This window comes from Streptomyces sp. NPDC048504, assembly GCF_043200035.1.
Classification (GTDB): domain Bacteria; phylum Actinomycetota; class Actinomycetes; order Streptomycetales; family Streptomycetaceae; genus Streptomyces.
On sequence record NZ_JBICXA010000002.1, the window covers coordinates 537,053 to 563,401 of the forward strand.

The 26,349-nt window shown below is 71.0% G+C and carries 28 protein-coding genes and 2 pseudogenes; 7 read left to right on the forward strand and 23 right to left on the reverse strand.

All coding sequences use genetic code 11. From position 1 onward, the window contains the following. Nucleotides 1-23: 23 nt before the first annotated feature. From ACGFY9_RS06750 to ACGFY9_RS06790, 9 genes are all read right to left on the reverse strand, one after another. Nucleotides 24-983: an ATP-binding protein gene (locus ACGFY9_RS06750; RefSeq protein ID WP_393752640.1), complete on the reverse strand. Its 960-nt coding sequence runs from the start codon at nt 981-983 to the stop codon at nt 24-26. Nucleotides 984-1,278: 295 nt separating this feature from the next. Beyond that, the gene (locus tag ACGFY9_RS06755; protein ID WP_019063700.1) at nt 1,279-1,599 is read right to left on the reverse strand and encodes a helix-turn-helix transcriptional regulator; all 321 of its coding nucleotides are present in this window, start codon (nt 1,597-1,599) and stop codon (nt 1,279-1,281) included. Nucleotides 1,600-1,659: 60 nt separating this feature from the next. After that, entirely contained in the window at nt 1,660-1,962 is a 303-nt protein-coding gene (locus tag ACGFY9_RS06760) for a hypothetical protein (protein ID WP_393752642.1), read from the reverse strand. Between the two features lie 132 nt (nt 1,963-2,094). Continuing rightward, nucleotides 2,095-2,466, reverse strand: coding sequence for an ArsR/SmtB family transcription factor (locus ACGFY9_RS06765; RefSeq protein WP_393752644.1), 372 nt, complete (start codon nt 2,464-2,466; stop codon nt 2,095-2,097). Further along, nucleotides 2,453-2,875, reverse strand: coding sequence for a (2Fe-2S) ferredoxin domain-containing protein (locus tag ACGFY9_RS06770; protein ID WP_393752856.1), 423 nt, complete (start codon nt 2,873-2,875; stop codon nt 2,453-2,455). The genes ACGFY9_RS06765 and ACGFY9_RS06770 overlap by 14 nt, the downstream gene beginning before the upstream one ends. A gap of 17 nt (nt 2,876-2,892) precedes the next feature. After that, nucleotides 2,893-3,918 (reverse strand): WD40 repeat domain-containing protein, encoded by a 1,026-nt coding sequence (locus ACGFY9_RS06775; protein ID WP_393752646.1) that lies wholly within the window; start codon nt 3,916-3,918, stop codon nt 2,893-2,895. Next, nucleotides 3,915-4,931: a CobW family GTP-binding protein gene (locus ACGFY9_RS06780; protein WP_393752648.1), complete on the reverse strand. Its 1,017-nt coding sequence runs from the start codon at nt 4,929-4,931 to the stop codon at nt 3,915-3,917. Before ACGFY9_RS06780 ends, ACGFY9_RS06775 begins: the two co-directional genes overlap by 4 nt. Beyond that, nucleotides 4,906-5,160 (reverse strand): hypothetical protein, encoded by a 255-nt coding sequence (locus ACGFY9_RS06785; RefSeq protein WP_393752650.1) that lies wholly within the window; start codon nt 5,158-5,160, stop codon nt 4,906-4,908. Before ACGFY9_RS06785 ends, ACGFY9_RS06780 begins: the two co-directional genes overlap by 26 nt. Nucleotides 5,161-5,168: 8 nt before the next feature. After that, nucleotides 5,169-5,513: a Fur family transcriptional regulator gene (locus ACGFY9_RS06790; RefSeq protein WP_393752652.1), complete on the reverse strand. Its 345-nt coding sequence runs from the start codon at nt 5,511-5,513 to the stop codon at nt 5,169-5,171. A 155-nt stretch (nt 5,514-5,668) separates the two neighbouring features. On the opposite strand from ACGFY9_RS06790, the gene ACGFY9_RS06795 reads away from it, so the two are divergent. Both ACGFY9_RS06795 and ACGFY9_RS06800 read left to right on the forward strand, forming a co-directional pair. After that, nucleotides 5,669-6,004 (forward strand): ArsR/SmtB family transcription factor, encoded by a 336-nt coding sequence (locus ACGFY9_RS06795; protein ID WP_393752654.1) that lies wholly within the window; start codon nt 5,669-5,671, stop codon nt 6,002-6,004. After that, on the forward strand, nt 6,004-6,732 hold the full coding sequence (locus ACGFY9_RS06800; RefSeq protein WP_393752656.1) for a cation transporter: 729 nt from the start codon (nt 6,004-6,006) through the stop codon (nt 6,730-6,732). Before ACGFY9_RS06795 ends, ACGFY9_RS06800 begins: the two co-directional genes overlap by 1 nt. Nucleotides 6,733-6,823: 91 nt before the next feature. Here ACGFY9_RS06800 and ACGFY9_RS06805 read toward each other — a convergent pair whose 3' ends face one another. Continuing rightward, complete coding sequence (locus tag ACGFY9_RS06805) at nt 6,824-8,800, reverse strand: heavy metal translocating P-type ATPase (RefSeq protein ID WP_393752658.1); 1,977 nt, start codon at nt 8,798-8,800, stop codon at nt 6,824-6,826. Nucleotides 8,801-8,894: 94 nt separating this feature from the next. Here ACGFY9_RS06805 and ACGFY9_RS06810 point away from each other — a divergent pair, with 94 nt between their 5' ends. Further along, the gene (locus ACGFY9_RS06810) at nt 8,895-9,281 is read left to right on the forward strand and encodes an ArsR/SmtB family transcription factor (protein ID WP_393752660.1); all 387 of its coding nucleotides are present in this window, start codon (nt 8,895-8,897) and stop codon (nt 9,279-9,281) included. A gap of 585 nt (nt 9,282-9,866) precedes the next feature. Here the strand turns inward: ACGFY9_RS06810 and ACGFY9_RS06815 are convergent. From ACGFY9_RS06815 to ACGFY9_RS06835, 5 genes are all read right to left on the reverse strand, one after another. Next, nucleotides 9,867-11,342 carry an aldehyde dehydrogenase gene (locus ACGFY9_RS06815; protein WP_393752662.1) on the reverse strand — a complete coding sequence of 492 codons (1,476 nt, stop codon included), beginning with the start codon at nt 11,340-11,342 and terminating at the stop codon, nt 9,867-9,869. Nucleotides 11,343-11,633: 291 nt separating this feature from the next. Next, on the reverse strand, nt 11,634-12,557 hold the full coding sequence (locus ACGFY9_RS06820) for a helix-turn-helix domain-containing protein (protein ID WP_393752664.1): 924 nt from the start codon (nt 12,555-12,557) through the stop codon (nt 11,634-11,636). 806 nt (nt 12,558-13,363) lie between these two features. Beyond that, complete coding sequence (locus ACGFY9_RS06825; protein ID WP_393752666.1) at nt 13,364-14,242, reverse strand: LLM class flavin-dependent oxidoreductase; 879 nt, start codon at nt 14,240-14,242, stop codon at nt 13,364-13,366. Then, on the reverse strand, nt 14,239-14,937 hold the full coding sequence (locus ACGFY9_RS06830; protein WP_393752668.1) for a hemerythrin domain-containing protein: 699 nt from the start codon (nt 14,935-14,937) through the stop codon (nt 14,239-14,241). The genes ACGFY9_RS06825 and ACGFY9_RS06830 overlap by 4 nt, the downstream gene beginning before the upstream one ends. 96 nt (nt 14,938-15,033) lie before the next feature. Continuing rightward, nucleotides 15,034-15,936: an AraC family transcriptional regulator gene (locus ACGFY9_RS06835; RefSeq protein WP_393752670.1), complete on the reverse strand. Its 903-nt coding sequence runs from the start codon at nt 15,934-15,936 to the stop codon at nt 15,034-15,036. A 127-nt stretch (nt 15,937-16,063) separates the two neighbouring features. Between ACGFY9_RS06835 and ACGFY9_RS06840 the strand changes: the two are divergent. Continuing rightward, nucleotides 16,064-16,438, forward strand: a pseudogene (locus ACGFY9_RS06840) (LysR substrate-binding domain-containing protein); the annotation flags it as partial. A 443-nt stretch (nt 16,439-16,881) separates the two neighbouring features. Here the strand turns inward: ACGFY9_RS06840 and ACGFY9_RS06845 are convergent. The 5 genes from ACGFY9_RS06845 to ACGFY9_RS06865 form a co-directional block, all read right to left on the reverse strand. Then, nucleotides 16,882-17,259: a hypothetical protein gene (locus ACGFY9_RS06845; protein ID WP_393752672.1), complete on the reverse strand. Its 378-nt coding sequence runs from the start codon at nt 17,257-17,259 to the stop codon at nt 16,882-16,884. A 322-nt stretch (nt 17,260-17,581) separates the two neighbouring features. Then, nucleotides 17,582-18,808 (reverse strand): cation:proton antiporter, encoded by a 1,227-nt coding sequence (locus ACGFY9_RS06850; RefSeq protein WP_393752674.1) that lies wholly within the window; start codon nt 18,806-18,808, stop codon nt 17,582-17,584. A gap of 4 nt (nt 18,809-18,812) precedes the next feature. After that, nucleotides 18,813-19,298: a cation:proton antiporter regulatory subunit gene (locus ACGFY9_RS06855; protein WP_393752676.1), complete on the reverse strand. Its 486-nt coding sequence runs from the start codon at nt 19,296-19,298 to the stop codon at nt 18,813-18,815. Nucleotides 19,299-19,358: 60 nt separating this feature from the next. Continuing rightward, a complete protein-coding gene (locus ACGFY9_RS06860; RefSeq protein ID WP_393752678.1) occupies nt 19,359-20,657 on the reverse strand; it encodes an SLC13 family permease in 1,299 nt (432 codons plus the stop codon). After that, on the reverse strand, nt 20,654-21,061 hold the full coding sequence (locus ACGFY9_RS06865; protein ID WP_393752680.1) for a hypothetical protein: 408 nt from the start codon (nt 21,059-21,061) through the stop codon (nt 20,654-20,656). Before ACGFY9_RS06865 ends, ACGFY9_RS06860 begins: the two co-directional genes overlap by 4 nt. Before the next feature lie 511 nt (nt 21,062-21,572). Between ACGFY9_RS06865 and ACGFY9_RS06870 the strand changes: the two genes are divergently transcribed. Next, nucleotides 21,573-21,725 (forward strand): hypothetical protein, encoded by a 153-nt coding sequence (locus ACGFY9_RS06870; protein WP_393752682.1) that lies wholly within the window; start codon nt 21,573-21,575, stop codon nt 21,723-21,725. A 9-nt stretch (nt 21,726-21,734) separates the two neighbouring features. Here the strand turns inward: ACGFY9_RS06870 and ACGFY9_RS06875 are convergent, their stop codons facing one another. Then, entirely contained in the window at nt 21,735-22,196 is a 462-nt protein-coding gene (locus ACGFY9_RS06875) for a CBS domain-containing protein (protein WP_393752684.1), read from the reverse strand. 283 nt (nt 22,197-22,479) lie between these two features. Here ACGFY9_RS06875 and ACGFY9_RS06880 point away from each other — a divergent pair, with 283 nt between their 5' ends. Then, complete coding sequence (locus ACGFY9_RS06880) at nt 22,480-23,388, forward strand: alpha/beta fold hydrolase (RefSeq protein ID WP_393752686.1); 909 nt, start codon at nt 22,480-22,482, stop codon at nt 23,386-23,388. Between the two features lie 67 nt (nt 23,389-23,455). Beyond that, nucleotides 23,456-24,279 (forward strand): annotated as a pseudogene (locus ACGFY9_RS06885) (PucR family transcriptional regulator); the annotation flags it as partial. A 125-nt stretch (nt 24,280-24,404) separates the two neighbouring features. On the opposite strand, the gene ACGFY9_RS06890 reads toward ACGFY9_RS06885, so the two are convergent. Together ACGFY9_RS06890 and ACGFY9_RS06895 are read right to left on the reverse strand one after the other, a co-directional pair. Then, complete coding sequence (locus ACGFY9_RS06890; RefSeq protein WP_393752688.1) at nt 24,405-25,835, reverse strand: MFS transporter; 1,431 nt, start codon at nt 25,833-25,835, stop codon at nt 24,405-24,407. A 31-nt stretch (nt 25,836-25,866) separates the two neighbouring features. Further along, the gene (locus ACGFY9_RS06895) at nt 25,867-26,325 is read right to left on the reverse strand and encodes a MarR family winged helix-turn-helix transcriptional regulator (protein ID WP_393752690.1); all 459 of its coding nucleotides are present in this window, start codon (nt 26,323-26,325) and stop codon (nt 25,867-25,869) included. Nucleotides 26,326-26,349: the final 24 nt, after the last annotated feature.

The following is a 26,349-nucleotide window of genomic DNA, read 5'->3' on the forward strand; positions in this document are numbered from 1 at the left end:
GTTGCTGAGCTGGTTCTGCCGGGTCAGGCGAAGGTGGCCAGGGCCGCGGGGCCGTGCTGGAACTCCGGGTCGACCTGGGCGGCGAGGTCCTGGCCCGTGGCCTCGTTGGCCCAGGCGGTGGCGTTGCGCAGGTGGAACTCGGCGGCATGCCGCTGGAAGGCGCCCCAGTCCTTGGGCCGGGCGTCGACGGCCTCGCGCAGCAGCTCCAGGGTCCGCGCGTTGTGCGGCTCCAGCGCGCCGGGCTCACGGCCCTGCTCCTGGGCGCGTACGAACGAGGACTGCTCGCAGTGGGCGACGAGGTCGGCGCCGACGTGCTCCCGGAGGAAGGCGAGGTCGTCCTCGCCGGTGACCTTGTTGCCGACGACGCCGACCGGGACGCCGAACTCGGCGGCGTGGTCCCGGTACTGGCGGTAGACCGAGACGCTCTTGCGGGTCGGTTCGACGACCAGGAAGGTCATGTCGAAGCGGGTGAACAGGCCGGAGGCGAAGGCGTCGGCGCCGGCCGTCATGTCGACGACGACGTACTCGCCGGTCCCGTCGACGAGGTGGTTGAGGTACAGCTCGACCGCGCCGAGCTTGGAGTGGTAGCAGGACACCCCGAGGTCGCTCTCGTCGAAGGCACCGGTGACCATCAGCGCCACCCCGCCGACGTCCTGGACGTGGTGGGCGTGGATCTCGTCGTCGCCCAGCAGCCGCAGCAGGCGGGAGCCGCGTCCGGGCGGGGTCGTCTTGACCATGGCGGCGCGGGAGCTGATCCGCGGGTTCGTGCCGCGGAGGTAGTCCTTGATCTCGCCGGTTCGCGCGCTGAGCGGCGGCGCGGTGAAGAACTCGTCCTCGTCGAGGCCGAGCGCGTAGGCCAGGTGCTGGTTGATGTCGCCGTCGACGGCGACGACCGGTGCGCCGGAGCGCGCCAGGTGGCGGGAGAAGAGGGCGGACAGGGTCGTCTTGCCGCTGCCGCCCTTGCCGACGAATGCCACACGCATGTTCAGCCACCCCTGTTGGAAATGGATTTCATGACCATAGAGTGGGGAGGTGGCTGTGCGGTGTCAAATCATTCGCCGCCAAATGGCTTGCCGCCGGAGTGAGTTGAGCCCGAATCCAAAGGAGGGCACGGACATGGGCGACGCGGGTCGCGGCCCCCGGAGCCACCCGTTCACCCTTGTGGTCTGCTCGTCCCGCCCGGTGCCTGGAGAGAGTTCCGCACTGCCGTCGCGACCGCGGGCTGCAGGCCGCGGTGCAACCGTGCGCCATGGCAGGTCGCCCGCCTCGACTGAGGGGCTACTCCTGTGCGTGCCGGATGGCGTCCAGCACGATGTGGGCGACATGGTCGTCGGTGAGGCCGTACTGGATCTCGCGGGCCTGCCGCCGGGCCGTCACGATGCGGGAGTTGCGCAGGACGCGAAGATGCTGGGAGACCAGCGGCTGGCTCACGCCGAGGGCGGCGACCAGTTCGTGGACGTACTTTCCGCCCCCGGACAGCTCCCGCACGATGCCGAGGCGGACGGGTGAGGCCAGCGCCTTGAGGAGGTCACTCGCGGCCTCCAGGGCGCGTATCGGCTCGTCCGCGGGAGCTGTCGGGGAGGGAGGAGTCGTCGTCACATGCATACATTAGCAAGTGACAATGATTTTCGATCTGGGTGAGAGCCTCCGGGGGACGGATCAGTGATCGTCCCAGTGACCCTCGTGGGCGGCGTGACGGTGGCCGTCGTGCACGTAGTCGACGTGGTCCTCGTGCGGTACGGCGACGTGGCCGCAGTCCTGGCCGTGCTGGTGGTCGTGTCCCTCGTGGGCGCTGTGGCCGGTGCTCGCGCACTCGTCGACGTGGTCCTCGTGGACCTTGTGGAGGTGGCCGTCGTGCGCGTAGTCGGTGTGGTCGCCGTGCGGGACGGCGACGTGGCCGCAGCCCTCGCCGTGGGTGTGCGTGTGGCTGTCGTGGGTGCGGTGCTCGGTGGCGGTGGTCATGTCGTACTCCTGCTTCCGCTTCTGCTTCCGGGGTGCCTGCGGCCGTGTCCCGCAGGCGATGCATGGCGACATTAACATATAGCGATCCATGCATGTGTTGATTGGTGTGCGGCGCCCGGTGCTGCCTCGATGTCAGTCGAGGGCGCGTGCGCCGAGCCGCAGGTGCTCGATGTGGTGGACGGCCTGGTCGAGGAGTTGGGCGACGTGGTCGTCGTAGAGGCGATAGACGATGCGGCGGCCGTCGCGTTGCCCGGTGACGAGGCCGAGGGCGCGCAGGAGGCGGAGTTGGTGGGAGACGGCGGACTGCTCCATGCCGACGGCTGTGGCGAGTTCGGTGACCGAGTGCGCCGAGTGGCGCAGGGTGGTGAGGATCAGCAGTCGGGAGGGGGTGGCCAGTGCCTGGAGAGTGGCGGCCACCGAGGCGGCGGTTGCCTCGTCGAGGCGGGCGGCCACGATGATGTCGCGGCTGCCCTCCGCCTCGTCGGGATGCTCACCGGCGTGCACGGAGCCGGGCCTCGCGCGGCGGGCGGACGAACTGGAGCTCCAGCGTGGCCGGGGGCCGCGCGACGCCCGGTCCGCCGGCCGCCGCCCAGTTCACGACCTCCTCCGTGCAGTCGTCGTCCATCGCGAAGCCGATCCAGACGGCCCGGCCGCCGGCCCGGCGTCCGGCGGCGGAGGGCTGGACGACGATGACGTTGGCCTGGTCGCAGGGGCCGAGGCAGTCCGTCGTGCGGACCTGGAAGCCGTACTCGACGGCGCCCGCGCGGAGCCGGTCCAGCTGCCAGGCGTGGTCGGTCCCGGTGTGTTTGCGCGGGTTGCCGCAGCAGCAGCCCCGGCAGACGACCAGGGTGCAGGGTTGCTGGGGGTACCGCCCGGTCGAGCGAAGCCGAGACTGGGGGAGGGCGGCGCCGATGGTCACCGTACGAGGGTTCACAGGGCGGTCCTGGAGGGGACGCCGTAGGCCCGGACGCGGCCGTTGCGGTACGCGGCGATCAGCAGGTGCGGTCCGGCCCAGGCGAGCGCCGCGACGGCTGCGCCGTCACCGGTCAACTCCCGTGCCGGGCGCAGGCGTTGCTGTGCCCGTCCGGCCGTGGCGTACCACAGCGCCACCGTGCCGTCGTCCCCGCCGCTGGCCAGCCGGCCGCCGGCGCCCGGTCGCCACGCCAGTGCCGTGATCGTCTCGTGGCAGCGCAGGGAGCGCGGTGCTGTGCCTTCCGGTCCCTTGCCGGAGAAGTCCCAGACGGTGATGTCCGGTGCTCCGTCGGCGGCGAGCCAGAATCCGCTGTCGTCGAAGGCGAGGCGGGAGATCTTCTCCGGGTAGCCGGACATGGTCAGCTCTCCGCCGTCGCGGGTGCGCCAGATGTGGATGGAGGCGTCCTGGTTGCCGCTGCAGATCCAGCGGCCGGTGGGCGCGACGGCGAGCGCGAGGTGCGAGCCGACGTACGGGTAGGTCACCACCGGCTTCGGCGTGTGCCGCTCGTGTCCGTGCACCGCCCCGTACGCGGCCACCGCGAGCCGCCGCCCCTGCCGCATCCAGGCGAGGTCGGTGACGGTGGACGCGGCAGGGTCCGTACGCCACAACTCCTCGCCGTCCGCGTCGAGTACGAGGGCACGGCGTCCGGAGGCGATGGCCACCCGCTCGGGGCCGGCCCAGGCGGCGGCCGCGGACCAGGCACCGGACTCCCGGACGGTCGCCCTTCCACCCGTGCGCCGCCACAGCGCGTACCCCGTCGGCCCGGTGGCGGCCAAGTGACCGGCATCCGGCGCGAGTTGGACGGACAGCGCCCCACCCGGCAGCTCAAGGGAACCCAACTCGGCCCCCATGGCCGCATCCAGCACCCGGACCGTGCCCTCGGCCCCGGCGACGGCGATCAGGTCACCGCGTGCGCTGAGGGAGACGGGTGCGTCGTCGACGGCGATGTCCCACACCGTCGGAGCTTCGACGGCGGTGCTCACGCGAGTGCCCCCGCCGTGGCCAGGCACGCCGCGAAGCCGCGCTCCAGGGCCTCGCGGTCGAGGTCGCGGCCGATGAAGACGAGCCGGTTGCGCCGTTCCTCGCCGTCCCGCCAGTCCCGGCCGAACTCCCCGTCCAGGAGCATGTGCACACCCTGGAAGACGTACTGCTTCGGTGCCCCGGCGATGGCGAGGATGCCCTTGGAGCGGAAGATGTCGACGCCCTTCGTGCGCAGCAGTGTGCCGAGCCAGGGGTTGAGCTTGTCCTCGTCGAGTTCGCCGGGCAGGTCGATGCCGACCGAGGTGACGGTGGCGTCGTGCTGGTGCTCGGTGTCGGTGAGGAAGGACGGGTCGTCGGCGAGCACCCGCTCCAGGTCGAACGCGCCCACGTCCAGGACCTGTTGGAGGTCGATGCGGGCATGCTGGGCCGGGATGACGCGCACGCCGGAGTTGATCGCGCGGACGCGGCGGATCACGTGCCCGATGGTCTCCTCGTCGGCGAGGTCGGTCTTGTTGAGGACGACCCGGTCGGCGAAGGCGATCTGCTCGACGGCCTCGTTCTCCACGCCCTCGGGCTTGACCTCGTCGAGGTGCTGGAGCACGTGGGCGGTGTCGACGAGGGTGACGATGGCGTCCAGGCGCAGCTGGGCGGCGATCTCGTCGTCCATGAAGAAGGTCTGGGCGACAGGCGCCGGATCGGCGAGTCCGGTGGTCTCGATGAGGATGTGGTCGAACTTCTCGCGCCGGCGCATCAGCGCGCCCAGGATGCGGATGAGATCGCCGCGCACGGTGCAGCAGATGCAGCCGTTGTTCATCTCGAAGATCTCCTCCTCGGCGTCGACGACCAGCGCGTCGTCGATGCCGACCTCGCCGAACTCGTTCTCGATCACGGCGATCCGCATGCCGTGGTGCTCGGTGAGGATGCGGTTGAGCAGGGTGGTCTTGCCCGAACCGAGGAAGCCGGTCAGGACGGTGACGGGCACGCGCGTGTCACGAGGTTCCGCTGTGGTGGTCAATTCGGGCTCCTAGTTGGTTCTGTTGGTCCTGGTCGGTGTCGAGCAGGACGCGGCGCAGGTCGGCCTCGGTGATCCGGTCGGCGGGTGCGTGCAGGGTCCAGCGGCGGGCCGCGCCGTCCATGGGCAGTACGGCGACGACCGTCTCCACGGGCGGACAGCCCGGCTCGGCGCAGGCGAGCTGACGGACCATCACGGCGGTGTCCTCGTCGAGGCCGAGCAGCCGGCGCACGGTCTCCTTCAGCTCGCGCAGCTGCGGGCTCGGCCCCGGCTGCCTCGGTGATCGGGCTCCCAGCGGCACGACGGCCCCTCTCCTCGTTCGTCTGCGGTGTGGCAGTCGGCACACAGGCCGGTGAGTTCGACGGTGTGCCGTACCGCGGCGAACCCGGTGTCGGCGGCGATCCGCTCGGCCCACTCCTCCACGACCGCGGACTCCACCGGACGGCTGCGGCCGCAGCAGCGGCAGAGCAGGTAGTGACGATGACCGTCGGCGGGCCGCCGCCGGTACAGCCGCTCGCCCGCCTCGTCGCGTACGACGTCCACACCGCCGACCGCCTCCAGCGCCGCCTCGGTACAGTCAAACACCGTAGATGGAAATGACATCCATGTCCATGTGAATGTCGATTCAGGCATGCGGTGGCGGTGAAGGGTGATGACGGCGGGAAGCGTTCGCCGGTGGCGCGCCAACCTACCGACAATTCACGATTCCCTGAATTCAGGATTCTGTGTACTGTTGGGCCGTGCTGACTGTTGCCTCCGACATCGACGTACTGGCCCGGTTCGGCCGCGCGCTCGCGGACCCGATCCGCTGCCGCATCCTGCTCGCCCTGCGCGAGGCCCCGGCCTACCCCGCCGATCTCGCCGACGCCCTCGGCGTCTCCCGCACCCGGCTGTCCAATCACCTCGCGTGCCTGCGCGACTGCGGCCTGGTCGTCACCGTGCCCGACGGCCGCCGTACCCGCTATGAGCTGGCCGACGAACGCCTCGGGCATGCGCTGGACGACCTGCGCGCCGCCGTGGTGGCCGTCGAGACCGACCGCACGTGCGTCGACGCCGACGACAAGGGGTGCTGCTGATGACCGCGACATCCCTGGGCCCGTCCCCGGTCCGCCGCGATCTGCTGGCCCGCCGGATACGTCTGCTGGTCGCCGCGACGATCACCTACAACGCCGTCGAGGCGGCCGTCGCCCTGACCGCAGGCACCCTCGCCTCGTCCACCGCGCTGGTCGGCTTCGGGCTGGACTCCGTCATCGAGGTCTCCTCGGCCGCCGCGGTCGCCTGGCAGTTCTCCGCCCGTGAGCACGCTGTGCGCGACGCCCGCGAGAAGACCACCCTGCGCATCATCGCCGTCTCGTTCTTCGCGCTCGCCGCCTACGTCACCGCGGACGCCGTACGCGCCCTCACCGGATCCGGCGAGGCCGAACGCTCCGTCCCCGGCATCGTGTTGGCCGCTGTCTCCCTCGCCGTGATGCCGTTCCTGTCCGCCGCCCAGCGCCGCGCGGGCCGCGAACTCGGCTCTGCCAGCGCGGTCGCCGACTCCAAGCAGACCCTGCTGTGCACCTACCTCTCCGCCGTGCTCCTGACCGGTCTGATCCTCAACGCCGCCCTTGGCTGGTCCTGGGCCGACCCTGTCTCCGCCCTCGTCATCGCCGGCGTCGCCGTCAAGGAGGGCCGCGATGCCTGGCAGGGCAAAGGCTGTTGCGCGCCGTCCGGCGCTTCGGCCGCCCCGGCCGCCGAAGCCCATGTCGCTGTCGAGGTGGGCGACGCGTGCGGGTGCCGTCCCGAGTGCGACTGCTGCAACTGACCCTCCGCCGACCCGGGTTGGGGACCAAGAACAACTACACGCGCCTGCCGTGCCACCCCCGTTGCGAGGGCGGCACGTCGGGCGCGTCTGCTTACACGGTGTCCTTGGCAGGGTTGGTCCAGGCGGTCTCGCGCAGCAGGCGGAGGCCGTTGAGGCCGACGATGACGGTGGAGCCCTCGTGCCCGGCGACGCCCAGGGGCAGTGGGAGGCTGCCGATCAGGTCCCAGGCGACCAGCGCGGTGATGAACACTCCGGCGATGGCCAGGTTCTGGACGACCAGGCGGCGGGCAGCACGCGAGAGCCGCACGACAGCGGGGATGGCGGCCAACTCGTCGCGGACGACGACGGCATCGGCGGTCTCCAGAGCGAGGTCGGAGCCGGCCTTGCCCATGGCGACGCCCGTGTGGGCGGTGGCCAGCGCGGGTGCGTCGTTGACGCCGTCGCCGACGACGAGCACCCTGCGGCCCTGCTCCTCCCACTCCCGCACGGCTGCCACCTTGTCCTGGGGCAGCAGGCCGGCGCGTACCTCGGTGATGCCGACCTCGGCGGCCAGGTTCCGCGCGGCACGCGCGTTGTCGCCGGTCAGCAGGACCGGGGCGCGGCCGGTCAGACGGGTGAGCGCGGCGACGGTGGCGGCGGCGTCCGGCCGCAGCCGGTCGGCGATCCCCAGTACCCCCACCGGCGCACCGTCGCGCAGCACGACAACCGCCGTACGCCCGGCCTCCTCCAGTTCCCCCACCACCTTCTCGTAGGTCCGGTCGGCGCATGCGACCGGCAGGCGGGCGGGAGAGCCGACCTGGACGGTGTGGCCGTCGATCGTGGCGGTGACACCCTGGCCGGGGACGGAGGCGAAGTCGTCGGCGGCGGCCAGGGGCAGGCCGCGTTCGCGGGCGGCCGTCACGACAGCGCGGGCCAGGGGATGTTCGCTGGAGTGCTCGGCCGAGGCGGCGAGCCGGTGCAGGGCGTCCTCGTCCAGGCCGCTGCCGGGCAGCGGGCGGATGTCGGTGACGCGGGGAGTGCCCTCGGTCAGGGTACCGGTCTTGTCCAGCGCGACGGCGTCGATCTGCCCGAGGCGTTCCATCACGACGGCGGACTTCGCGAGCACGCCGTGCCGTCCCGCGTTGGCGATCGCGGACAGCAGCGGCGGCATGGTGGAGAGCACCACCGCGCACGGTGAGGCGACGATCATGAACGTCATCGCCCGCAGCAGGGCCGGCCCCAGTTCCTCGCCGAGGACGAGCGGGATGGCGAAGACGGCGAGGGTCGCGAGGACCATGCCCACCGAGTAGCGCTGCTCGATCTTCTCGATGAACAGCTGCGTGGGCGCCTTGGTCTCGGAGGCTTCCTCGACCATCCTCACGATCCGGGCGATCACCGAGTCCGCCGGGTCGCGCTCGACGCGTACGCGCAGGGCGCCGGTGCCGTTGACGGTCCCGGCGAACACCTCGTCCCCGACCTGCTTGGCCACCGGCAGCGGCTCGCCGGTGATGGTGGCCTGGTCGAGGTCACTGGCCCCGTCGAGGACCTGGCCGTCGGCGCCGACGCGCTCGCCGGGCCGGACCAGGACGACGTCCCCGACGGTGAGCCGCTCGGCCTCGACGCTCTCCTCGGTGCCGTCGGGCAGGAGCCGCGTCGCCGTAGTGGGGGCGAGGTCGAGCAGGCCGCGCACGGAGTCCGCGGTCCGCGCGGTGGCGATGGCCTCCAGGGCGCCGGAGGTGGCGAAGATGACGATCAGCAGCGCGCCGTCGAGGACCTGGCCGATCGCGGCGGCGCCGAGCGCCGCGACGACCATCAGCAGGTCCACGTCCAACGTCTTGTCCTTGAGGGCCTTCAGCCCCTCCCAGCCCGGCTCCCAGCCGCCCGTGACGTAGGTGGCGGCGAACAGCGGACCCCACGACCAGCCCGGGGCACCCGACAGGTACAGCGGCAGGGCGAGCAGGAACAGCAGCAGCGCCGCGAGTGCCCAACGGGCTTCCGGCAGCACCAGGATGCGGGTGCGGCGCCGCGGAAGGGTCGGTCGCGGGCCTGCGGCGGCCGGCGCGGGCCGCCGATCCAGGACAGAAGACATGACAAAACAACCCTTCGCGGGCAGACGGGGCAACAGCTCCCACCATACAGGAACACCTGAACAGGTCTTCATTTGTCATGGGTAGGATGGACACATGGGCCACGGAACCGACGCCACCAGCAGCGCCACCACGCGCGAGCGGCTCGACGCGGTCGGCACCGCCGACGTCGCCGCCACCCTCCAGGCCCTCGCCACCCCCTCCCGGCTGCACATCCTGGCCCGGCTCCAGGAGGGCCCCTGCTCGGTCGGCGACCTCGCCGACGCCGTCGGCATGGAAGCCTCCGCCTGCTCCCACCAACTGCGCCTGCTGCGCAACCTCGGACTGGTCACCGGCGAACGCCACGGGCGCTCGATCGTCTACACCCTCTACGACAACCACGTCGCCGAACTCCTCGACCAGGCCCTCTACCACGTCGAGCACCTGCGCCTGGGAGTCCGCGACCTGCCGGCCGAACTGCCCGAGCCCGTCGCCGCGGACTGAGACCGGCGCGCCGGTTACCGAGGAGCTCGGCGGCGCGCTCGGGTGAGCGGCGGTGCCATAACCATGGCGGTTTTCCCGGGTGATGCCGAACAGCCGCAGCCGCATCGGCTTGAGGGGATCGGCGCTCGCGGACGCCTCGTTGAGGATGCTCGGGTATTCGCGAGCGGTTCACGACCGCCGTGTGGACACGCCCGCTTTCGCAACTCCACCAGCTCCGTGGCGAAGGCCCTCAGCGAGTCGCCGAGTTCAATGCCGTCACGCCCCGACAGACAACGCGGGGTCGGGGTCGCTACCGCCGGCCGGGGTCGATGGTCGGGCGACCGTCGCGGGCAGCGGCAGTGATCTCAGGTCCGGTGAGGATCACTGCTCGCCTCCCTCGGTGGCGCCGCCGGGCAAGGCGGTAGCCAGGACACGACGTACGGCTTGGCTGAGCCGGAGCCCCCTGTCGGATTCGAACCGACGACCCGGAGTCGTCGTTCTTACTCCATTGTGCGCATCAGGCCGCTGTCGCCCGATCACCGTTGCACCCGGCTCTGTGGCGGTCGCCCGCCTCGGGTCGGATGGCGACCGCCACAAGGGGCGGTGTCAGGCGGACAGATGGTCGGCGCTGGTGTAGATGGACTTGTAGTCGAGGTAGCTGTTGAGCCCCTCGGGACCGTACTCGCGGCCGATACCGCTCGCCTTCAGGCCGCCGAACGGGGAGTTGAAGTCGATCGCGTAGTAGTTGACGCCGACCGTGCCCGTGCGCAGTCGCCGGGCCACGTCGATGCCGCGTGCCTCGTCCTGGGTCCAGACGGACCCGGCCAGCCCGTAATCGGAGTCGTTGGCGATCCGTACGGCGTCGGCCTCGTCGTCGTACGCGATGATGGCGAGGACCGGTCCGAACACCTCCTCGCGGGCTAGCCGGTCGGAGTTGTCCACGTCGGCGAAGACCGTCGGTTCGACGAACCAGCCGCGGTCGTGGCCCGCGGGACGCGCGCCGCCGGTGATGAGCCGGGCCGACGAAGCGCGGGCCGCGTCGATGTAGCCGAGCACCCGCTCCTGGTGCGCTTTGCTGGCCATCGGGCCGCAGGTCGTCGCCGGGTCGAGCGGGTCGCCGACGACGAGGCCGGAGGCGAAGTCGGCCACGGCCTCGACGATCTCGTCGTAGCGCGAGCGCGGTGCGAGGATCCGGGACTGGAGGGTGCAGGTCTGGCCGTTGTTCATGAAGGAGGCGCCGTCCAGACCGGCGACGAACGTGTCGAGGTCGGCGTCGTCGAGCACGATCGAGGCGGACTTGCCGCCGAGTTCGAGGGTGCAGCGGCGGATCAGGCGCCCGCACTCGGCGCCGATCGCTCGGCCGGCCGCGGTGGAGCCGGTGAAGGCGACCTTGTCGACGCCGGGATGGCTCACAAGGTAGGCGCCGGCCTCCCGGTCGGCGAGCACGATGTTGAGCACACCCGCGGGCAGGCCGGCCTCGATGGCGGCGTCCGCCAGCAGATAGCCGTCGAGCGCGGTTTCCGGCGACGGCTTGAGCACAACGGTGCAGCCGGCCGCGAGGGCCGGGGCGAGCTTGCTCAGCGCCAGTCCGAGCGGGAAGTTCCAGGGGGTGATCGCCGCGACGACACCGACGGGTTCGCGGCGCACGATGGTGGCTCCCCGCATGCTGGGGCGGAGCGCTTCCAGGGGAAAACTCTCGACAAGATCGGCGTTGCGGCGCAGATGACCGGCCGGCCCGAGCCCGTTGGTCTGTCGCGACAGGGCGACGGGCATCCCGTTCTCGCGGCTCACGAGGGTGGTGGCGAGGTCTGCTCGCTTGTCCCACGCGTCGGCGAAACGGCGCATGGCCTCGGCTCGCTCCGCCGCGGTGCTGCGGGCCCAGGGCCCGCTCTCCAGGGCGGCGCGGGCGGCGGCCACGGCGGCGTCGATGTCGGCGGGGCCGGCCATCGCGGCGATGCCGATGGGTTCCTCGGTGGCGGCCTCCAGGGCCACATGACGCTCATCGGTGCTGGGGCCGATCCAGTCGCCGCCGACGAAGAACATCGGCCGGTCGAAAGGGGTCTGGTTCTGGACGGTGTTCATGGGAATCTCCTTGTGAGGAGCGGCGGTTGGGAAAGAATCCGATTCCGGAATGCTTCGGAACTGCCGGTCGGGTGACGCGGCCTCGGTGTGTGCGGGCAGACTGGAACGGCGCGGATGGTGGGAGTCGCGGTGCACCCGCCGCATGCGAGGGCCGCGAGATGTCCGAGCGGGAGACGCCGCGGTCGGGTCGTCCGCCCGGAGAGGCGGTCGGCTGTTTTCGGGCACGTCGAGCAGCCGTCCGAAGACGGGTCGGAGACGGGCTGGAGACGAAGAGTTGCTCTGCCTGGACGGTTATCCGGGTTCGCGCCCGGTGGCGTGCGGGTCGCCCGCGGGGTGTGGCTGATCCGCGCCCGGCTTCGACGCCGCCCAACTGGCGAGCATCCGCAGCGCGTCCTCCGACGGGGTGTCCGGCTCGGGGGTGTACATGATCAGTATCTGACCGGGGTCGGACAGCCGGGTCGATTCGTAGGCGAGCTCGAAGTCGCCGACGACCGGATGGTGGACGCGTTTGACGCCAGTGGCGTACGAGCGCACGTCATGGCGAGCCCAGCGGACCCGGAAGTCTTCACTGCACGTCGACAGCTCTCCGATCAGGGTCGTGAGCTTCGGGTCGTGAGGCGTCCGGCCGGCTTCGGCGCGCAGCAGTTCGGCAGAGTCATCGGCGATTCTGTCCCAGTCGCGCCAAAAGGTACGGGCCGCCGGGTCGAGGAACGCGAAGCGGGCGGTGTTGACCGGCCGCCCCGGGTCGGCGTACATCGGTTGGTAGAGCGCTCGGCCGAGCGCGTTGGCGCCGATGATGTCGAGGCAGCCGGTGAACACGAGCGCCGCGGTGGTGGTCATCGAGTCGAGGATGCGCTGAACCGGCGGCCGCAGCCGCGGCCGTGCGGTGGGCGGCGCTGGTCGACGGGAGCGCCTGGCGTCGAGCAGGTCACTCAGGTGCGCCCGCTCGGCATCGGTCAGCTGCAACGCGTGATGGATGCCGTCGAGGACCGATTCCGAGACACCGGTGGCGTCCCCGCGCTCCAGACGGACGTAGTACTCGACACTGATGTCGGCCAGTGCCGCGACCTCCTCGCGACGCAGACCCTTGACCCGCCGATCGCCGCCGAACACCGTGAGACCCGCCTGCTCGGGGGTCAACCGTGCGCGACGAGTCGCCAGGAACGCGCGGATCTCCTCCCGCACCCCTGGGCTGACCTGCTTGCCATCACTCATGCGATTGACGGTACGCCGCCGCTTGCCCGCCAACGAGTCACGCTCAGTACCCCCCAGCGGATCCGTCACCGGCACAGCTGGGGGGCCTCGCTCGGGCTGGGCCCTCCGGGCCGAGCCGCGGTGTTGTCAGTCCTCGCCACTGTCGCTCGGCCGATCACGATATTCACGGAGGGTGGCCTGGTGGGTGCGTGCCAGCGGCGGCCTCGGCGACTTTGCATGCCAGAGCGTCAGGCCTGAGGACGCGGCTGGGTGAGCAAGCCCTGCTCGGTCTCGGCGAGGATCCCGCGCTCGGCGAGTCACTTGAGCTTCAGGCGGGTGTTCTTGACGGTGGCGGGCGCGATCTGCAGGTCCATCGCCTCGCACACCTGCCGGACCCGCGGCGGGACGTCGGCCGTGATGAACACCGCCATGATCTGCTGGTGGGCCGGATGGTCCGGCAGTTGCGGGGCGGGGCCGGCTCGGGCAGTTCCAGCAGCGTCCTGCGGGCGATCCGGATCTCCTCGGCGGCCCGGTGAGATTCCTCCAGCTGCCCCCGACTCGGTGGCACAGTGGAAGTTCTGTCGGCGGACGGGCGTCGGCTGAACCCCGACGACACCACCGTCCACAAGATCTCCGCCCAGTGACCGGCTGCACCCCGATCCTGCCCCGGCTGGAGGCGATCACGAGGCAGTGGCGGCAGGAGGTCGTCGGCCTTCTCCTTCAGCAACACGCCGAAGACGCCGGCCAGTTGGCCGGGATTCGACATGATGGGGAACCTGAAACGCAGGCTGGGCGGCTGCCCGGCCCGCGCTCCGCATACAGAGCGATCAGGCGACGGCGACGAGTTCGCGGACCGCGGGCGCGACCTCTGCCGCGAACTGGCGGAGGAAGTCGGCCGAGGCCGCACGGTAGAGGAAGAACGTGTCCGCCTGCTTGTCCAGGACCAGCTCGGCAAGCTGCTCGGCCCACACCGTCGCGGGGCCTTCGAGGAAGCCGGTGCCGGTGCCGAAGGTGCCCTCGATGTTGTAACCGCGGCCGATGTCCCGCGGCGAGCGGCCCGCGGCGAGCGCCGCCTCGTCGATGATCCGGTTGGCGTCCGGCAGCGCGACCGGCGGGAGGAACGGGGAACTCGGGATCCAGCCGTCGGCGATCGTCCCGACCACCCGCAGCATCCGCGGCTGGTAGGCGCCGAACCAGATGCCGATCTCGTGCCGCGGCTCGGGCCCCGGCTTCGCGTTGTCCAGCCGGTAGTGCTTGCCGTCGAAGGCGACATCCGTCTTGGACGTCCACAACGCGCGGATGAGGTGGGTGGCCTCCTCCAGCGCCTCGATGGACTCCCCGGCTGTGCGCGCCGGCCCGCCCTCCGCGGTGATGGACCCCCACATCTGCTGGGCGCCGGTGCCGAGACCGAGTTCGAAGCGGCCGCCGCTGAGGATGTCGATGGTCGCGGCGGTGCGGGCAAGCACCGGAGGCGGACGCAGCGGAAGGTTCAGCAGGTTGGACATGACCGTGATGCGCTGGGTCCTGACGGCCATGGCGGTCAACAGCGCGAGGGTGTCGAGCCGTTCGGGCCAGTACGGGTGATCGGACAGCGTGACGACGTCGTAGTCGAGCTGTTCCATCAGTTCGGCCAGTTCCACGACGTCCTGCGGGCGGTCCGGGCTCGGCTCCAGCAGGGCGCCGAACCTCACTGTGCCGGTGGTCATCGGCTCACCCCGCCGCGCGCACCGACACGCTCCGGTGTGGCGGTGCCGTAGACCTGCTGCGCGTGGGCCGCGTAGGCCTCCGTGGCCAGACCGCCGATGATGCCGCTGACCTCGGGCGGCATCTGGGCGACGATGTCGCGGACGGTGTCCGGGTCCGCCTCGTAGGCCATCATGCCGAAGATCAGCGGGGCCTGTTCCGGCGCGACGTCCCCCGCGCCGTCGGCCAGCATCTGCCCCCACTCGGCAGCGGTGATGTACTGCGCGAGGAGCGGTACGGCGTGGTCCTCCTCCGCCGCGAGGTGCTCCTCAAGAAGGTCCGAGAGCTGGGCCATCGACACGGCGAGGGTTTCGCGCTGCGCGGGGTCCGCGGTGCCGCGCCAGTGCGCCAGCCCGGCGCGCACCTCGTCCAGGACCCTGTCGATCTGTGCGTGCTGTTCCTCCATCAGCCGCGCGATGGACTCGGCGTCCGCCGCGTTGCGCTCCAGCAGGCGCGGCCACAGGTGTTTGTCCTCGGCACTGTGGTGGTGATGGAGGCCGTTGTCGACGATCTGCAGGTGATCGGCGATGACGGCCGCGCGGGTGACATCGTTGTCGGCCACACCGCGGATGAGTTCCGGGGCGAGTCCGAACTCGCGACGGAACATCGTGTGGGCCATGTACATGTCACGCACGTCGGCGAGCGGTTCGTTGCTCATGTTTGCATTCCCAGGGGTCGCCGGAAGGACTTGGCGTTCCGGAATCTAGCAACCTGGCCTGCGTCGCCAAAGAAAATGTCCAGCACGCGAATCAGGCTATCCGCGGAGCGTATGCAGCGGCTTCTGACCGAATTTCGCTTCGTGCGCGGCGGCGAATCTCCCCAGATGAGCGAAACCCCAGCGGCGCGCGACGGCGGCGACCGAATCCGTGGCCGGGTCGGCCACCCGGAGCTCCTCGTGCGCCCGACGCAGCCGGACGTCACGCACGTACTCCATCGGTGACATCTCCAGATGCGCCTGGAACGCCTTCTGCAGAGCTCGCGGACCGACCCCGCAGCGGTCCGCGAGGAGCGAGAGCGTCAGCGGCGCCTGCGGGTCCGACTCGATGATGTCGATGGCCGTACGGACCGACACGGGCCGTGCACGCGTGACGGGCGCACCGAGCGCCTCGGGGTGGGAGTGCGTCGCCGCCAGGAGGAATCCGTTCACGATGCTGTCCGCCAGGGGCCCGGCCACCAGCGGCTGCGACAGCAGACTGCCCGGAGCCGCGATCTGCCGGTTGACGGACACCAGCAGTTCGGCCCAGTTGCGTCCGAAGCCGTCGGCGTAGTTCATCACCGGGTCGAAGCTGACACGGCGGGAGGTACGGTCGCCGACCAGCCGGGCCAGCATGGTCTCCACCGCGGGCATGCCGATGCGGACGCACAGCCCGCGGTACCCGGCAGGCCAACGGGCGGAAACGGCGCCGCCACCCGGTCGGTACAGAGCCGAGCCCAGGCGGCTCACGGTCAGGTCCACACCCCGGTGACGTGACGCGAAACGCCCCGCGATGGGCACGTGCACGTAGAAACCCGTGCCGACGTCCTCGGTCTCCAGCCTCAACTCGCCGCTGAAATCGACCTCACCGATATGGATGGGACCGAGTTCGGCGAAGCGATACGTCGATACCGTCACCTCGTCCTGCGGCACGGTTTCGATCGTCGACGTGCGAACGAGCATCAGACACTCCCCCGATGCCGGTCGGACCACTCGGCAGGAGACCGGGCATTCGAATCAGGGTAGCCCGTGATCGCGAGGCCGGCCGGGCGGTTCACGGAACCCCGGCCCGGCGGCGCAGCGGTCACGACGGCTTTTGGAGCGCCGGGCTCTCAAGGCGGGTGCCCGGCTGCGCGTGGACACCGAGTCCCAGAGCCCTGACGTGATGAAGCAGGCGGCCGTCAGCGACTCCGCCGTCACAGTGCTTCCAGGTCCGGCCCTCGGCGATGAACTGGATGAACTGAAGGACGGTCGTCTGGCCGTCGTCGACATCGACGGGATGCCGCCCGTGCGGGCCGCCGCGATCGTGGTCCGCCCGGGAGACGAACAACACACTGTCATCCGCGAGTTCATCGAACCCCTCGTCCCCGTCGGACGTGCCGCGCCGGATGACGCCACACCGGAGATCCGCTGGAGCCACGGCCCAAAGGTCGCCGGAGCACGACGCCCCCTGCTACACCTGTGACGGCCGAGCCCTGCCCCTTGTCGGCCACCTCGTCAGCGGGGTGGAGGACCGGGCTGATCTCCAACACGGCGGGCGAGCGATCACGCTCCCGGACTTCCCCACCTCAACGGTCAACTCCGCCGCTCGACAGGCCGTGGCCCGGTTCGCGGTCACCGGGGAGTTTTTCTCCCGCTCGGGCTGCGCACTTCGGATCGAGGACGCACGGCTGTGGGAGTTCGGAACCGGCCGGCGCCTGCGGACATTCCGGCGGTACCGACGGCGGGTGGAGGCCGCCGGAATGGACACCACCTGAGCAGGGCGGCTCTCACGGGCAGCTCCGGCAACACGATTCCCCGCTGGGGCCTTCCGGGGCGGTATGTGAGTCCCTTCCAGGCCGGCAAACTCCGGCGACACGCTGAGCTGAACCACCTGACCGACCGGGTAGAGCGGCAGCCGGCAAGGGCTCAGGGAGCCTGGCGGGGGTCCTCGGCGAGCACGGTGCCGCTGACGGAGACCTGCTGGGGAAGGTAGTCCGGCACGGTGGGAGTGGCCGTCAGGTCGGGGATCGTGACGATGGTCCGGTACTGCAGGGTGTACGGGGAGAGGGCACCGGTGACCGTGGCGCCGGAGGAGTCCCGGAGGTCGACGGTCACCCGGTAGTCGCCGAGATCGGCCAGGTGGACCGGCGCCCGCCAGGTTCCTGACGTCGCGTCCGGTCCGGAGTACTGGGTGAAGTCCTCGGTCGATCCGGCCTCCGGCTCCCCCGCTGGTGCGTCCAGCGGGTAGAAGTGGGCCGTGATGTGGGTGAGGGGGCTGTCGGAGGCCGCGGTCACGAAGAGCATCCCCGGCTGGCTGGACCATCGGCTCAGCCTGGACAGCGCCTGACCGGCAGTAGGCAGCGTCCGGTCGAGCGCTTCGGCTTCTCGACGCGATGGAGTCCGTTCCGCCCCAGGCCCTCCCGGGCAGGACACGCGTGAGCCCGGTCCGGCCGCAACCCCACACCGTTCTGACGGCGCCCACCGCGACCAGCCCACCCACCGTCACTGCGTGGAAGGCTGCGACCGTACAGGACAACGGCTGTCCGGCCAGGCGGCCGTGGTCATCGCTCCGGATGATGGTCCGGGCCCCGGCCGGGGTGCCAGAGGGTCTGCACCGTCGACGAACCTAGGCAACCCCGTACGGCTCCTCGGCCGTGGTCTCCGGGATCTCTCCCGTGTGCGGGGCGGGCTTGTGCCGCCGTCCGGTCAGGCGGGTGGCCAGGGGCTCGGTGTAGCGGGCGGTGAGCGGGCCGACGATGACCAGGATCAGCACGTACGCGGTGGCCAGGGGGCCGAGGGAGGGTTCGATGCCGGCGGTGACGGCGAGTCCGGCGATGACGATGGAGAACTCGCCCCGGGCGACCAGCGTGCCGCCCGCCCGCCAGCGGCCCTTCGCCGAGATCCCCGCGCGCCGGGCGGCCCAGTACCCCGTGGCGATCTTCGTGCCGGCGGTGACGACCGCGAGGGCGAGCGCGGGGAGCAGGACCGGCGGGATGCTCGCCGGGTCGGTGTGCAGGCCGAAGAAGACGAAGAACACGGCGGCGAACAGGTCCCGCAGCGGGGAGAGCAGGTTGTGCGCGCCCTCCGCGGCCTCTCCGGACAGGGCGATGCCGACCAGGAACGCCCCCACGGCGGCCGAGACCTGGAGCTGCTGGGCGAGTCCTGCCACCAGCAGGGTCAGGCCCAGGACGACCAGCAGCAGTTTCTCGGGGTCGTCGCTGGAGACGAAGCGGGAGATGTGGCGGCCGTAGCGGACCGCGACGAGCAGGACGAGTGCCGCGGCGCCGAGCGCGACGGCCAGGGTGAGGCTGCCGGCCGCGAGGCCCGTGCCGGCCAGCAGGGCGGTGATGATCGGCAGATAGACGGCCATGGAGAGGTCTTCCAGGACCAGGACGCTGAGGATGACGGGAGTCTCGCGGTTGCCGAGGCGGCCCAGGTCGCCGAGGACCTTGGCGATGACACCCGAGGAGGAGATCCAGGTGACCCCGGCCAGCACCACCGCGGCGACCGGTCCCCAGCCCAGCAGCAGTGCCATGGCCGCGCCGGGCAGCGCGTTGAGGGCGGCGTCGACGAGACCGGCGGTGTACTGGGTCTTGAGGTTGGAGACGAGATCGCCGGCCGAGTACTCCAGGCCGAGCATCAACAGCAGCAGGACGACACCGATCTCGGCGCCGATGGCGACGAACTCCTCGCTCGTGCCCAGCGGCAGCAGCCCGCCCTCGCCGAAGGCCAGCCCGGCCAGCAGATAGAGCGGTATCGGGGAGAACTGGAAGCGTGCGGCGAACCGGCCCAGCAGTCCCAGGGCCAGGATGATCGCGCCGAACTCGATCAGGAACCTCGCGGAGGAATGCACCGGTTCACTCCCGCCCGAGTATCGCCGCGGCCGCCTCGACGCCCTCGCGCGTGCCGATCACGATCAGGGTGTCCCCGCCGGCCAGCCGGAAGTCCGGCGTGGGAGACGGCACGGCCTCGGCCCGGCGCAGTACGGCCACGATCGAGACGCCGGTCTCGGTACGCAGCCGGGTCTCGCCCAGCACCCGGCCGTTCCAGTACGACAGCGCCGACAGCGCGACGCGCTCCGCGACCAGCCCCAGTTCGGTCGTGGACAGCAGATTCGGGCTGTGGTGCGAGGGCAGCAGGGCGTCGATGAGCGCCGTCGTCTCCCCCGCGGTCAGCCGCACCGACAGGGCACAGGCATCCGGATCGTCCGTGCGGTACGCGTTCAGCGTGCGCTCGCCGTCCCGGTGCGCGACCACCGACACACGGCGCCGCTCACGCGTCGTCAGGTCGTACCGGACCCCGATCCCCGGCAACGGCGTACTGCTCACGCGTGGAGTACCCATGTGTGTGTCCCTGTCCTCTGTCTCTGTCATCTCTGTCGGATGTCGGTGCGGTGGCCCGGTTCAGGCCAGTGCGAAGTAGCGCAGCCACACGTAGCCGAGCGAGATGGCCACGGTGACGGCGGTGACGATCAGGCCGTACTTGGTGAACTGCCAGAAGGTGATGGGCTGTCGGTTGCGTTCGGCGATGCCGAGGACGACGACGTTCGCGGAGGCTCCGATCGCGGTGGCATTGCCGCCGAGGTCCGCGCCGAGGGCGAGGGCCCACCACATGACGTGGTCACCGGCGCCGCCCATGTTCTGGACCAGGTCGCCGGTGATGGGCGCCATGGTGGCGACGTACGGGATGTTGTCCACGACCCCGGACAGGACCGCGGAAGCACCCAGCATCGTCAAGGACCCGCCGAGTTCGTTCGTGCCGATCGCGTCCGCGAGCGCCTTGGAGACCTCGTCGATCACACCGGTGTCGATCAGGCCGCCGATCATGATGAACAGGCCCGCGAAGAAGGCGAGCGTGGGCCATTCCACCTCGGCGAGGACCTCGCTCGTCTCGGCCGTGGAGACGGCGACGAGCAACCCGGCGCCCAGCAGTGCGACGATGCTCGGCTCGTAGTGCAGTACCGGGTGCAGGACGAAGCCCGCCACCACCAGGGCCAGGACGACCAGGCCCTGGACCAGCAGCCGCGGGTCATTGATGGCCTCGCGCTCCTCCAGGGCCATGATCTCGGCGGCGCGGTCCTGGTCGTACACGAACGTCTTGCGGAACATCACCCGGCACAACAGGACGAGGACCACCACCAGGACCGCGGACAGCGGGGCGAGGTGGACCAGGAAGTCGTTGAAGGTGATCCCGGCCCGGCTGGCGATGATGATGTTGGGCGGATCACCGACCAGGGTCGCCGTGCCGCCGATGTTCGAGGCGAACACCTCCGCGATCAGGAACGGGGCCGCGGGCAGGGCGAGGCGTTCGCAGACCAGCAGCGTCACCGGGGCGATCAGCAGCACCGTGGTCACGTTGTCGAGCAGGGCGGAGGCGAGGGCCGTGATGACGACGAGCATGGCCATCACCCGGAAGGGTCGGGCCCGGGCCTTCTTCACGGACCAGATGGCCAGGTACTCGAACATGCCGGTCTTCTTCAGCACGCCGACGATCATCATCATGCCCATGAGCAGGAAGATGACGTTCCAGTCGATGCCGGAGTCCTCGGAGTAGAACGCCGAGACGTCGTCGGTCGCCCCGATCGCGAGCATGAGGCCCGCGCCGCCGAGGGCTACGGCGACGCGGTGGATCTTCTCGCTGATGATCAGGGCGTACGCGCCGACGAACACGACGATCGCCGCCCAGCTGTGCCAGTCGTTCACGATCCTCCGCGGGGTTCCGAGACGGGTTCGGCGGTCGAGCCGGTGATGTGATGCGGGGCGGCGTGCCAGACGTCCGCACCGTCCGGGCGGGAGTCCCCGTGGACAGCGACGCACGCGAGGACGCGGGCAGCCAGGACGTCCGTGGCAGCGTGGGCTACGACCGGAAAGGCGATGTGGACCGCGATCCGGGCGAACGACTCCTTGGCCTGCGGAACACGAGCGCCGGGCCGCGACAGCGGCGACGGCACGTCCAGGCCCGGCGCACGCGCGGGGTCCTTCCAGGCGGCACGCGGCTCGGGCAGGAAGACCTGCGTGCCGTCGGTGACCAGAAGTCCGCCGACGAGGAAGAGGAAAAGGAAGGAAGGGGAGAGCGGCGCGGCCCCGAACGCCATCACGAGCACCATGGCTTACGCCCCCGATCGGAAGAGAGAGTGATCCCCTGCTCGCCGACCAGGCTTCCCGGCACACCGCTGGGAACCATACAGGTCCTTGACGCTTCTTTAACAGCTCTTGGTGAGCCTGGTCGGGGCGAGGATTCTGCCGGGTTCCGGCAATAAGGGATCGCCACTTCTCCCTGATCGGGGGAACCCGGCCAGCCCGGCCGGCGGCCTCTCGAACGGCGGCCGAGGACGCCCACGCCCAGGGTGACGTTCAGGTGCGCCGGGAAGCCTGGTCGGCAATGGCCGCCCCCTGCCCTGGAGCCCCGGATGCCAGACTCGTCTCCCGCCCGCAGACCCCGTGAACACAGCCGGCTGCTGGGAATGGGCAACCGCCCACGGCATCCGTTCCACCGTGGTGCCGACAGCGCGGTTGCGCACGCCGACCACGTCGTCGTCCGGCTCTCGGGGGACATCACCTCCCAGAACACCCGGGACGTCGGTGTGGGGCTGCGGAAGGCCCGCCGGGCATCGCCCCGTGTCCTTCTTTATGGCGATCCTCGCGGCAGAGCCACACGGCACCCGGGTGATCGTCACCCACGCCGGTGCCCAGGCACGGGCCGCCCTCGACCAACTGAGTCTGCCCCGCGCCCTGGACATCTACGAGGGCGACGGCCCGGACAACGCCTGACGCCGCCGGTCAGGACGTGGCGGCGAGCAACCGCTCCAGCAGATGCGAGGCCGTGATCACACCGAGGAGCCGGCCACCGGCCGCGTCCTTCTCCACGACCGCCACCAGGGGGCTGCGTACGCGCGCCATCTGCGCCGCCACCTCCAGCGCGGTGTCGTCCGGGGCGGCGACCGGCGGCGCGGGCACGGTCTTCGACAGGCAGTCGCGCACCTTGCGGCCCGTGAGCGCCTGGCACAACCGGTCGGCGTGATGTTCGTCGACCACGGCGGCGAGCGTCGGGTCCTCGACCACGTACACCGGAACCAGGATCTTGACCATCTGCGAGGCGGGCAGGATCGCCTTCGGGGCGCCCCGCTCGTCCACCACCAGCAGCGCCGGCAGCCGGCGTTCGGCCATCAGACGCGCGGCGTCCATCGCGTCGCTGTCGAGGCCGACCGTCTCGTACTCCACCGCCAAGTCACGCGCCCGCACGCCCGGCTCCCGTCTCGCTCCCGAAGTCCCGACGGCCACCGTCATACGGATGATGCGGACGCACTGCCAGGACGGCTCTTCGCACGATACAACCGGCCTGCCCAACGGCCTACGACGCGGAGAGCAGGCCGGTCGGGGGGCACCGGCCGCCGACCGTGGCACGATGCGAAGGTGACTCGGTCCCGGGCAGGAGTCGGCTGCTTGGACGACGGTGCCCGGCCCGGATCCCCCAGGGCCTGCTCGTCCTCGGCCGCATACGCCCCGGGCGGGGCAAGGAGTCCACGTGAGCAACGACCGACGTCACGGCCCGGACGAACACCCCACCGAGGTGGCCGAGTTGGCCGCCGGGCGCGTCGAGTACCGCTTCGACCGGCGCGGTCCGGCCACCGTCATGGTCCTCTACGGCGGACACCTGCGCGCGGGGCTCTCGCTGGGCGAGGAGGTGTTCACCGAAGCCGGATGCTCAGTGCTCGTGCCGTCCCGCCCGGGGTACGGTCGTACGCCAGTCTCGACAGGGGAATCGGCCGCCGGGTTCGCCGATGTCACCGCCGGGCTCTGCGCCCACCTGGGGATCACCGAAGTCGCCGCGGTGGTCGGCGTATCGGGCGGCGGACCCACCGCGGTAGCGGTGGCGGCACGCCATCCTGCCCTGGTCCAGAGACTGATCCTGCAAAGCGCTGTCGGACCGCTGCCCTGGCCCGACCGCCGCACCCGCCTCGGCGCCCGGATCGTTTTCGCACCGCACACGGAGCGCGTTTCCTGGACGCTCGTCCACTCCCTCGTGCGGTACGCGCCCGAGACCGGCCTGCGGATGCTGCTGCGTGACCTCACCCTCCTGCCCGTACGGGACGTGGTGGCGGGCCTTCGGCCGGAGGACCGGGAGAGGCTGCTCGCACTGTTCTCGCGGATGCGGTCGGGGCGAGGGTTCACACGTGATCTCAAGGAACTCGCGACGACCGGAGACTTGGTGGGTGATGCCGGCCGGGTCTCCCAGCCCGCCCTGGTGATCGCCACCCGCCAGGACGCGGCGGTGCGCTTCGTGCACGCCCGGGCACTCGCCGCCGCCCTCCCGCACGCCGAGCTGCTCGAAAGCCGCGCCGACAGCCACCTCGTCTGGTTCGGCCAGGACTGGCCGCTGATCTCCGAGCGGATCCACGCCTTTCTCGCGCAGGGTCCGTCGAAGACCTCATAGCGCTGGGGGACGATCGCCGTCCGGGCCGCGGAGGGGTGAGCCTCGCCTCGGATCCTGGTGCGGGCACCTGTCGGCCCCGCTGCCGGTTCCCGGCAGAGTTCACCAAGGTCTGGATGCCGGTCGCCGCCTCCCCCGCGAGGAGATCGAGTCCCGTCGCCCCCTGGGTGAACAGGCCGCCGACGCCGGCCACGGACTGCGCACCCTCGTCAACGCGCATCTCGCCGCCACCCGCGCAGCCTGGCCCGACACCCCCGGCTCCGCCGACAGCACCCTGGCGGCGATGCAGCAGGTCATCGACGCCTTCGCCGAAGGCTACGAACGCGCGCAACGTCTCGCCGTACGACAGGAAGAAGCCGCCCGGCGGGAGTTCATCGACGACCTCCTCCACTGCCGCAGCGACCTGCGCCGGCTCGCCGAACGCGACGAACGCTTCGGCCTGCGCCTCTCCCACACACACGCCGTCGCCGTCTCGCAGGGCCCGACACCTTACGACGAGAGCGCCCCGGTGCCCCACCAGTTGGAACGCTCCCTCACCGCCCGCTTCGGCGACCGCAGCATCCTGCTCACCACCAAAGACGGCCGATGCTGTGCATAGCACCCGGCGACCAGGACGAGGTCCTCACCCACTTCGCCAAGCAGGCGTGCGCCGCCACCGACGGCGGACGCGTCGCGATCGGCCGCGCCCAGCCGGGTGCGGGCGGGGTCGTCCAGTCGTACGAGGAAGCCCTGAACACCCTCGAACTGGCCGAGCTCCTGGACCTCGACGACCCGGTCCTGCGCGCCGCCGACCTGCTCGTCCACCCCGCCCTCACCCGCGACCGCCAGGCAATGGCCGACCTCGTCCTCGGCACCCTCACCACGTACTTCGCGTGCGGCCGCGTCGCCGCCGAAGGCATCGGGCACCCTCCCCCACCCGGGCCACCGGGGCGGCCAGGGCCCGGCGACCGGACGCGGACAGCAGCCGGCCGACCGCGCCCTCCACCGGCGCCGGGCCACCGGCGATCGGCTCACCAAGGTCAGTGGCGCGGAGGACGAGCAGGCGGGGAGACGGGCTCGAGGACGGAGACCAGGAGCAGGACCAGGCTGATGCCGATCATGATCCAGGCGATCAAGTGGACGCCGGGGTCGCTGACGCTGGTGTGGAAGACGAGTCCGGTGATGGCCGAGGAGGCGATCGAGCCGACGTAGCCGAAGGTGCGCAACAGCCCGGAGGCGGTGCCGAGTTGCTCCGGTGGCGCCTGGGCGTACAGGGCGGTCTGATTGCCCGCGGAGGCGAAGCCCACCACCAGGCCGAAGCAGAGGGTGACGATCACGACCCAGCCGATCCAGGCGGACGCGCTGAGCACGAGCACCCCGGCCGAGCCGGTCACGCAGGCGATCGCGGCGGCGATGACGGGTCCGCGGACCAGGTTGCGTCGCGCAAGGGGCGAGATGACCAGGCCGGAGACCAGCGTCATCGGGAGCAGCAGCAGGCCGGCCTGGGTCTCGCTCAGGCCCCGCACGCCCTCGACCCACTGGGTGATCCCGTACAGCACCACGTACTGGCACAGCATGGCCAGTCCGAAGCGCAGGTAGGTGCTGGAGAGTGGTTTGTTGGAGCGGAGCATCCGCACGTCGAGGAAAGGGGCGGTGGCGCGCAGTTCCCACGGCACCAGGGCGATCCACAGCACGGCGGAGACGGCCAGCAGGTACCAGTGCGCGGTGGGGAGGAAGAACAGGAACAGCAGCAGGGCGGTCATCGCGGCGGCGAACCCGGCGATGCCGCCGGCGTCCAGGCGGACGGCCAGCTCGCGCAGCCGGAGCGGGTGCTTGAGCGGCCCGTCGGGCAGGACCCAGCGGAGGGTCGCGGCGAGGGCGATCAGCCCGACCGGCACATTGATGAGGAAGACCGAGCGCCAGCCGAGCGCGCCGACCAGGAGACCGCCGACCGGTAGGCCGAGGGAGGCGGTGGCGATGCCGGCGATCTGCAGACCGCCGAGTACGCCGCCCGGTGGCTTGTCCAGTCCGGCATCGTGCGCCCGGCGCCGGATGAGGAGCATGGCGGTCGGATAGGCGCAGGAGGTGCCCAGGCCGATCAGGACGCGGCTGATCAGCAGGGTGATCAGGTCCTGGGCGAATCCGCCGAGCAGTCCGCCGGCGGCGACCAGGACGATGCCGGCCAGGAACACCCGGCGCGGTCCGAGCACCTCGGCGGCCTTGCCCGCGGTCGGCTGCGCGATCGCGCTGGCCAGGTAGAGGGCGGTGACCAGCGCCGCGGTCTGGCCGACCGGCACGCCGATCCCGTGCGCGATCGGCAGCAGCGCGGTGGCGATCAGCGAGCTGTTGACGGGGTTGAGGGCCGAGCCGATGAACAGCGGTGTGGTGAACCGCCATGAGAACGCGCGGTCCCGCGGGATCGCGGTGTCACGGTTCGCGACGGAGGGATCGGCCCCGGATGGTGCGGGCATGACGGCTCCCGGTTGTGCGGGCAGGTCGGCGCTAGAGGAGTTCCGCGAGCCGCTCGATCAGGGGTGCCGCGGCGGAGAGGGTTTCGATGTCCGCGTCGGTGAAGGAGTCCTGGAGGGCGGCGGTGACCTTGTCGACCATGGCGTTGCGCCCGGAGTGGACGGCCGTCCGGCCGTCCGGGGTGAGGCTCAGGGCCGACCGGCGCCCGTCCGTCGCGTCCGGGCTGCGCGTGACCAGGCCGAGTTTCTCCAGGCTCGCGATGGTCGCGCCCATCGCCTGCGGGGTGATCTGCTCGCGCCTGGCCAGGGCGGAGGTCGTCATCGGGCCGAGTCGGTCGAGCCGCGACAGAGCGGTGAGCTGCGGGTTGCTCAGTTCACCGAGGGTTGTCACCTCCTGGGCGCGGCGCTTGAACGCGCCGATGGCCATCCGCAGCCGATTGGCCGTCTCACGGATGCCCGGCACCTCGTTCGGAAGACTCTCAGTGTCACTCATACTTTAAGGCTAACCTTGGCAGCC

Excerpts from the sequence above, each read along its gene's own strand:
- ACGFY9_RS06835 (WP_393752670.1), bottom strand. The coding sequence starts at position 15,936 with ATGCTCGTTCGCACGTCGACGATCGAAACCGTGCCGCAGGACGAGGTG.
- ACGFY9_RS06815 (WP_393752662.1), bottom strand. The coding sequence starts at position 11,342 with ATGAACACCGTCCAGAACCAGACCCCTTTCGACCGGCCGATGTTCTTC.
- ACGFY9_RS06810 (WP_393752660.1), top strand. The coding sequence starts at position 8,895 with ATGGGCCACGGAACCGACGCCACCAGCAGCGCCACCACGCGCGAGCGG.
- ACGFY9_RS06890 (WP_393752688.1), bottom strand. The coding sequence starts at position 25,835 with ATGCCCGCACCATCCGGGGCCGATCCCTCCGTCGCGAACCGTGACACC.
- ACGFY9_RS06830 (WP_393752668.1), bottom strand. The coding sequence starts at position 14,937 with ATGAGCAACGAACCGCTCGCCGACGTGCGTGACATGTACATGGCCCAC.
- ACGFY9_RS06820 (WP_393752664.1), bottom strand. The coding sequence starts at position 12,557 with ATGAGTGATGGCAAGCAGGTCAGCCCAGGGGTGCGGGAGGAGATCCGC.
- ACGFY9_RS06760 (WP_393752642.1), bottom strand. The coding sequence starts at position 1,962 with ATGACCACCGCCACCGAGCACCGCACCCACGACAGCCACACGCACACC.
- ACGFY9_RS06825 (WP_393752666.1), bottom strand. The coding sequence starts at position 14,242 with ATGACCACCGGCACAGTGAGGTTCGGCGCCCTGCTGGAGCCGAGCCCG.
- ACGFY9_RS06845 (WP_393752672.1), bottom strand. The coding sequence starts at position 17,259 with ATGCTCTTCGTGACCGCGGCCTCCGACAGCCCCCTCACCCACATCACG.
- ACGFY9_RS06855 (WP_393752676.1), bottom strand. The coding sequence starts at position 19,298 with ATGGGTACTCCACGCGTGAGCAGTACGCCGTTGCCGGGGATCGGGGTC.
- ACGFY9_RS06895 (WP_393752690.1), bottom strand. The coding sequence starts at position 26,325 with ATGAGTGACACTGAGAGTCTTCCGAACGAGGTGCCGGGCATCCGTGAG.
- ACGFY9_RS06805 (WP_393752658.1), bottom strand. The coding sequence starts at position 8,800 with ATGTCTTCTGTCCTGGATCGGCGGCCCGCGCCGGCCGCCGCAGGCCCG.
- ACGFY9_RS06865 (WP_393752680.1), bottom strand. The coding sequence starts at position 21,061 with ATGGTGCTCGTGATGGCGTTCGGGGCCGCGCCGCTCTCCCCTTCCTTC.
- ACGFY9_RS06800 (WP_393752656.1), top strand. The coding sequence starts at position 6,004 with ATGACCGCGACATCCCTGGGCCCGTCCCCGGTCCGCCGCGATCTGCTG.
- ACGFY9_RS06750 (WP_393752640.1), bottom strand. The coding sequence starts at position 983 with ATGCGTGTGGCATTCGTCGGCAAGGGCGGCAGCGGCAAGACGACCCTG.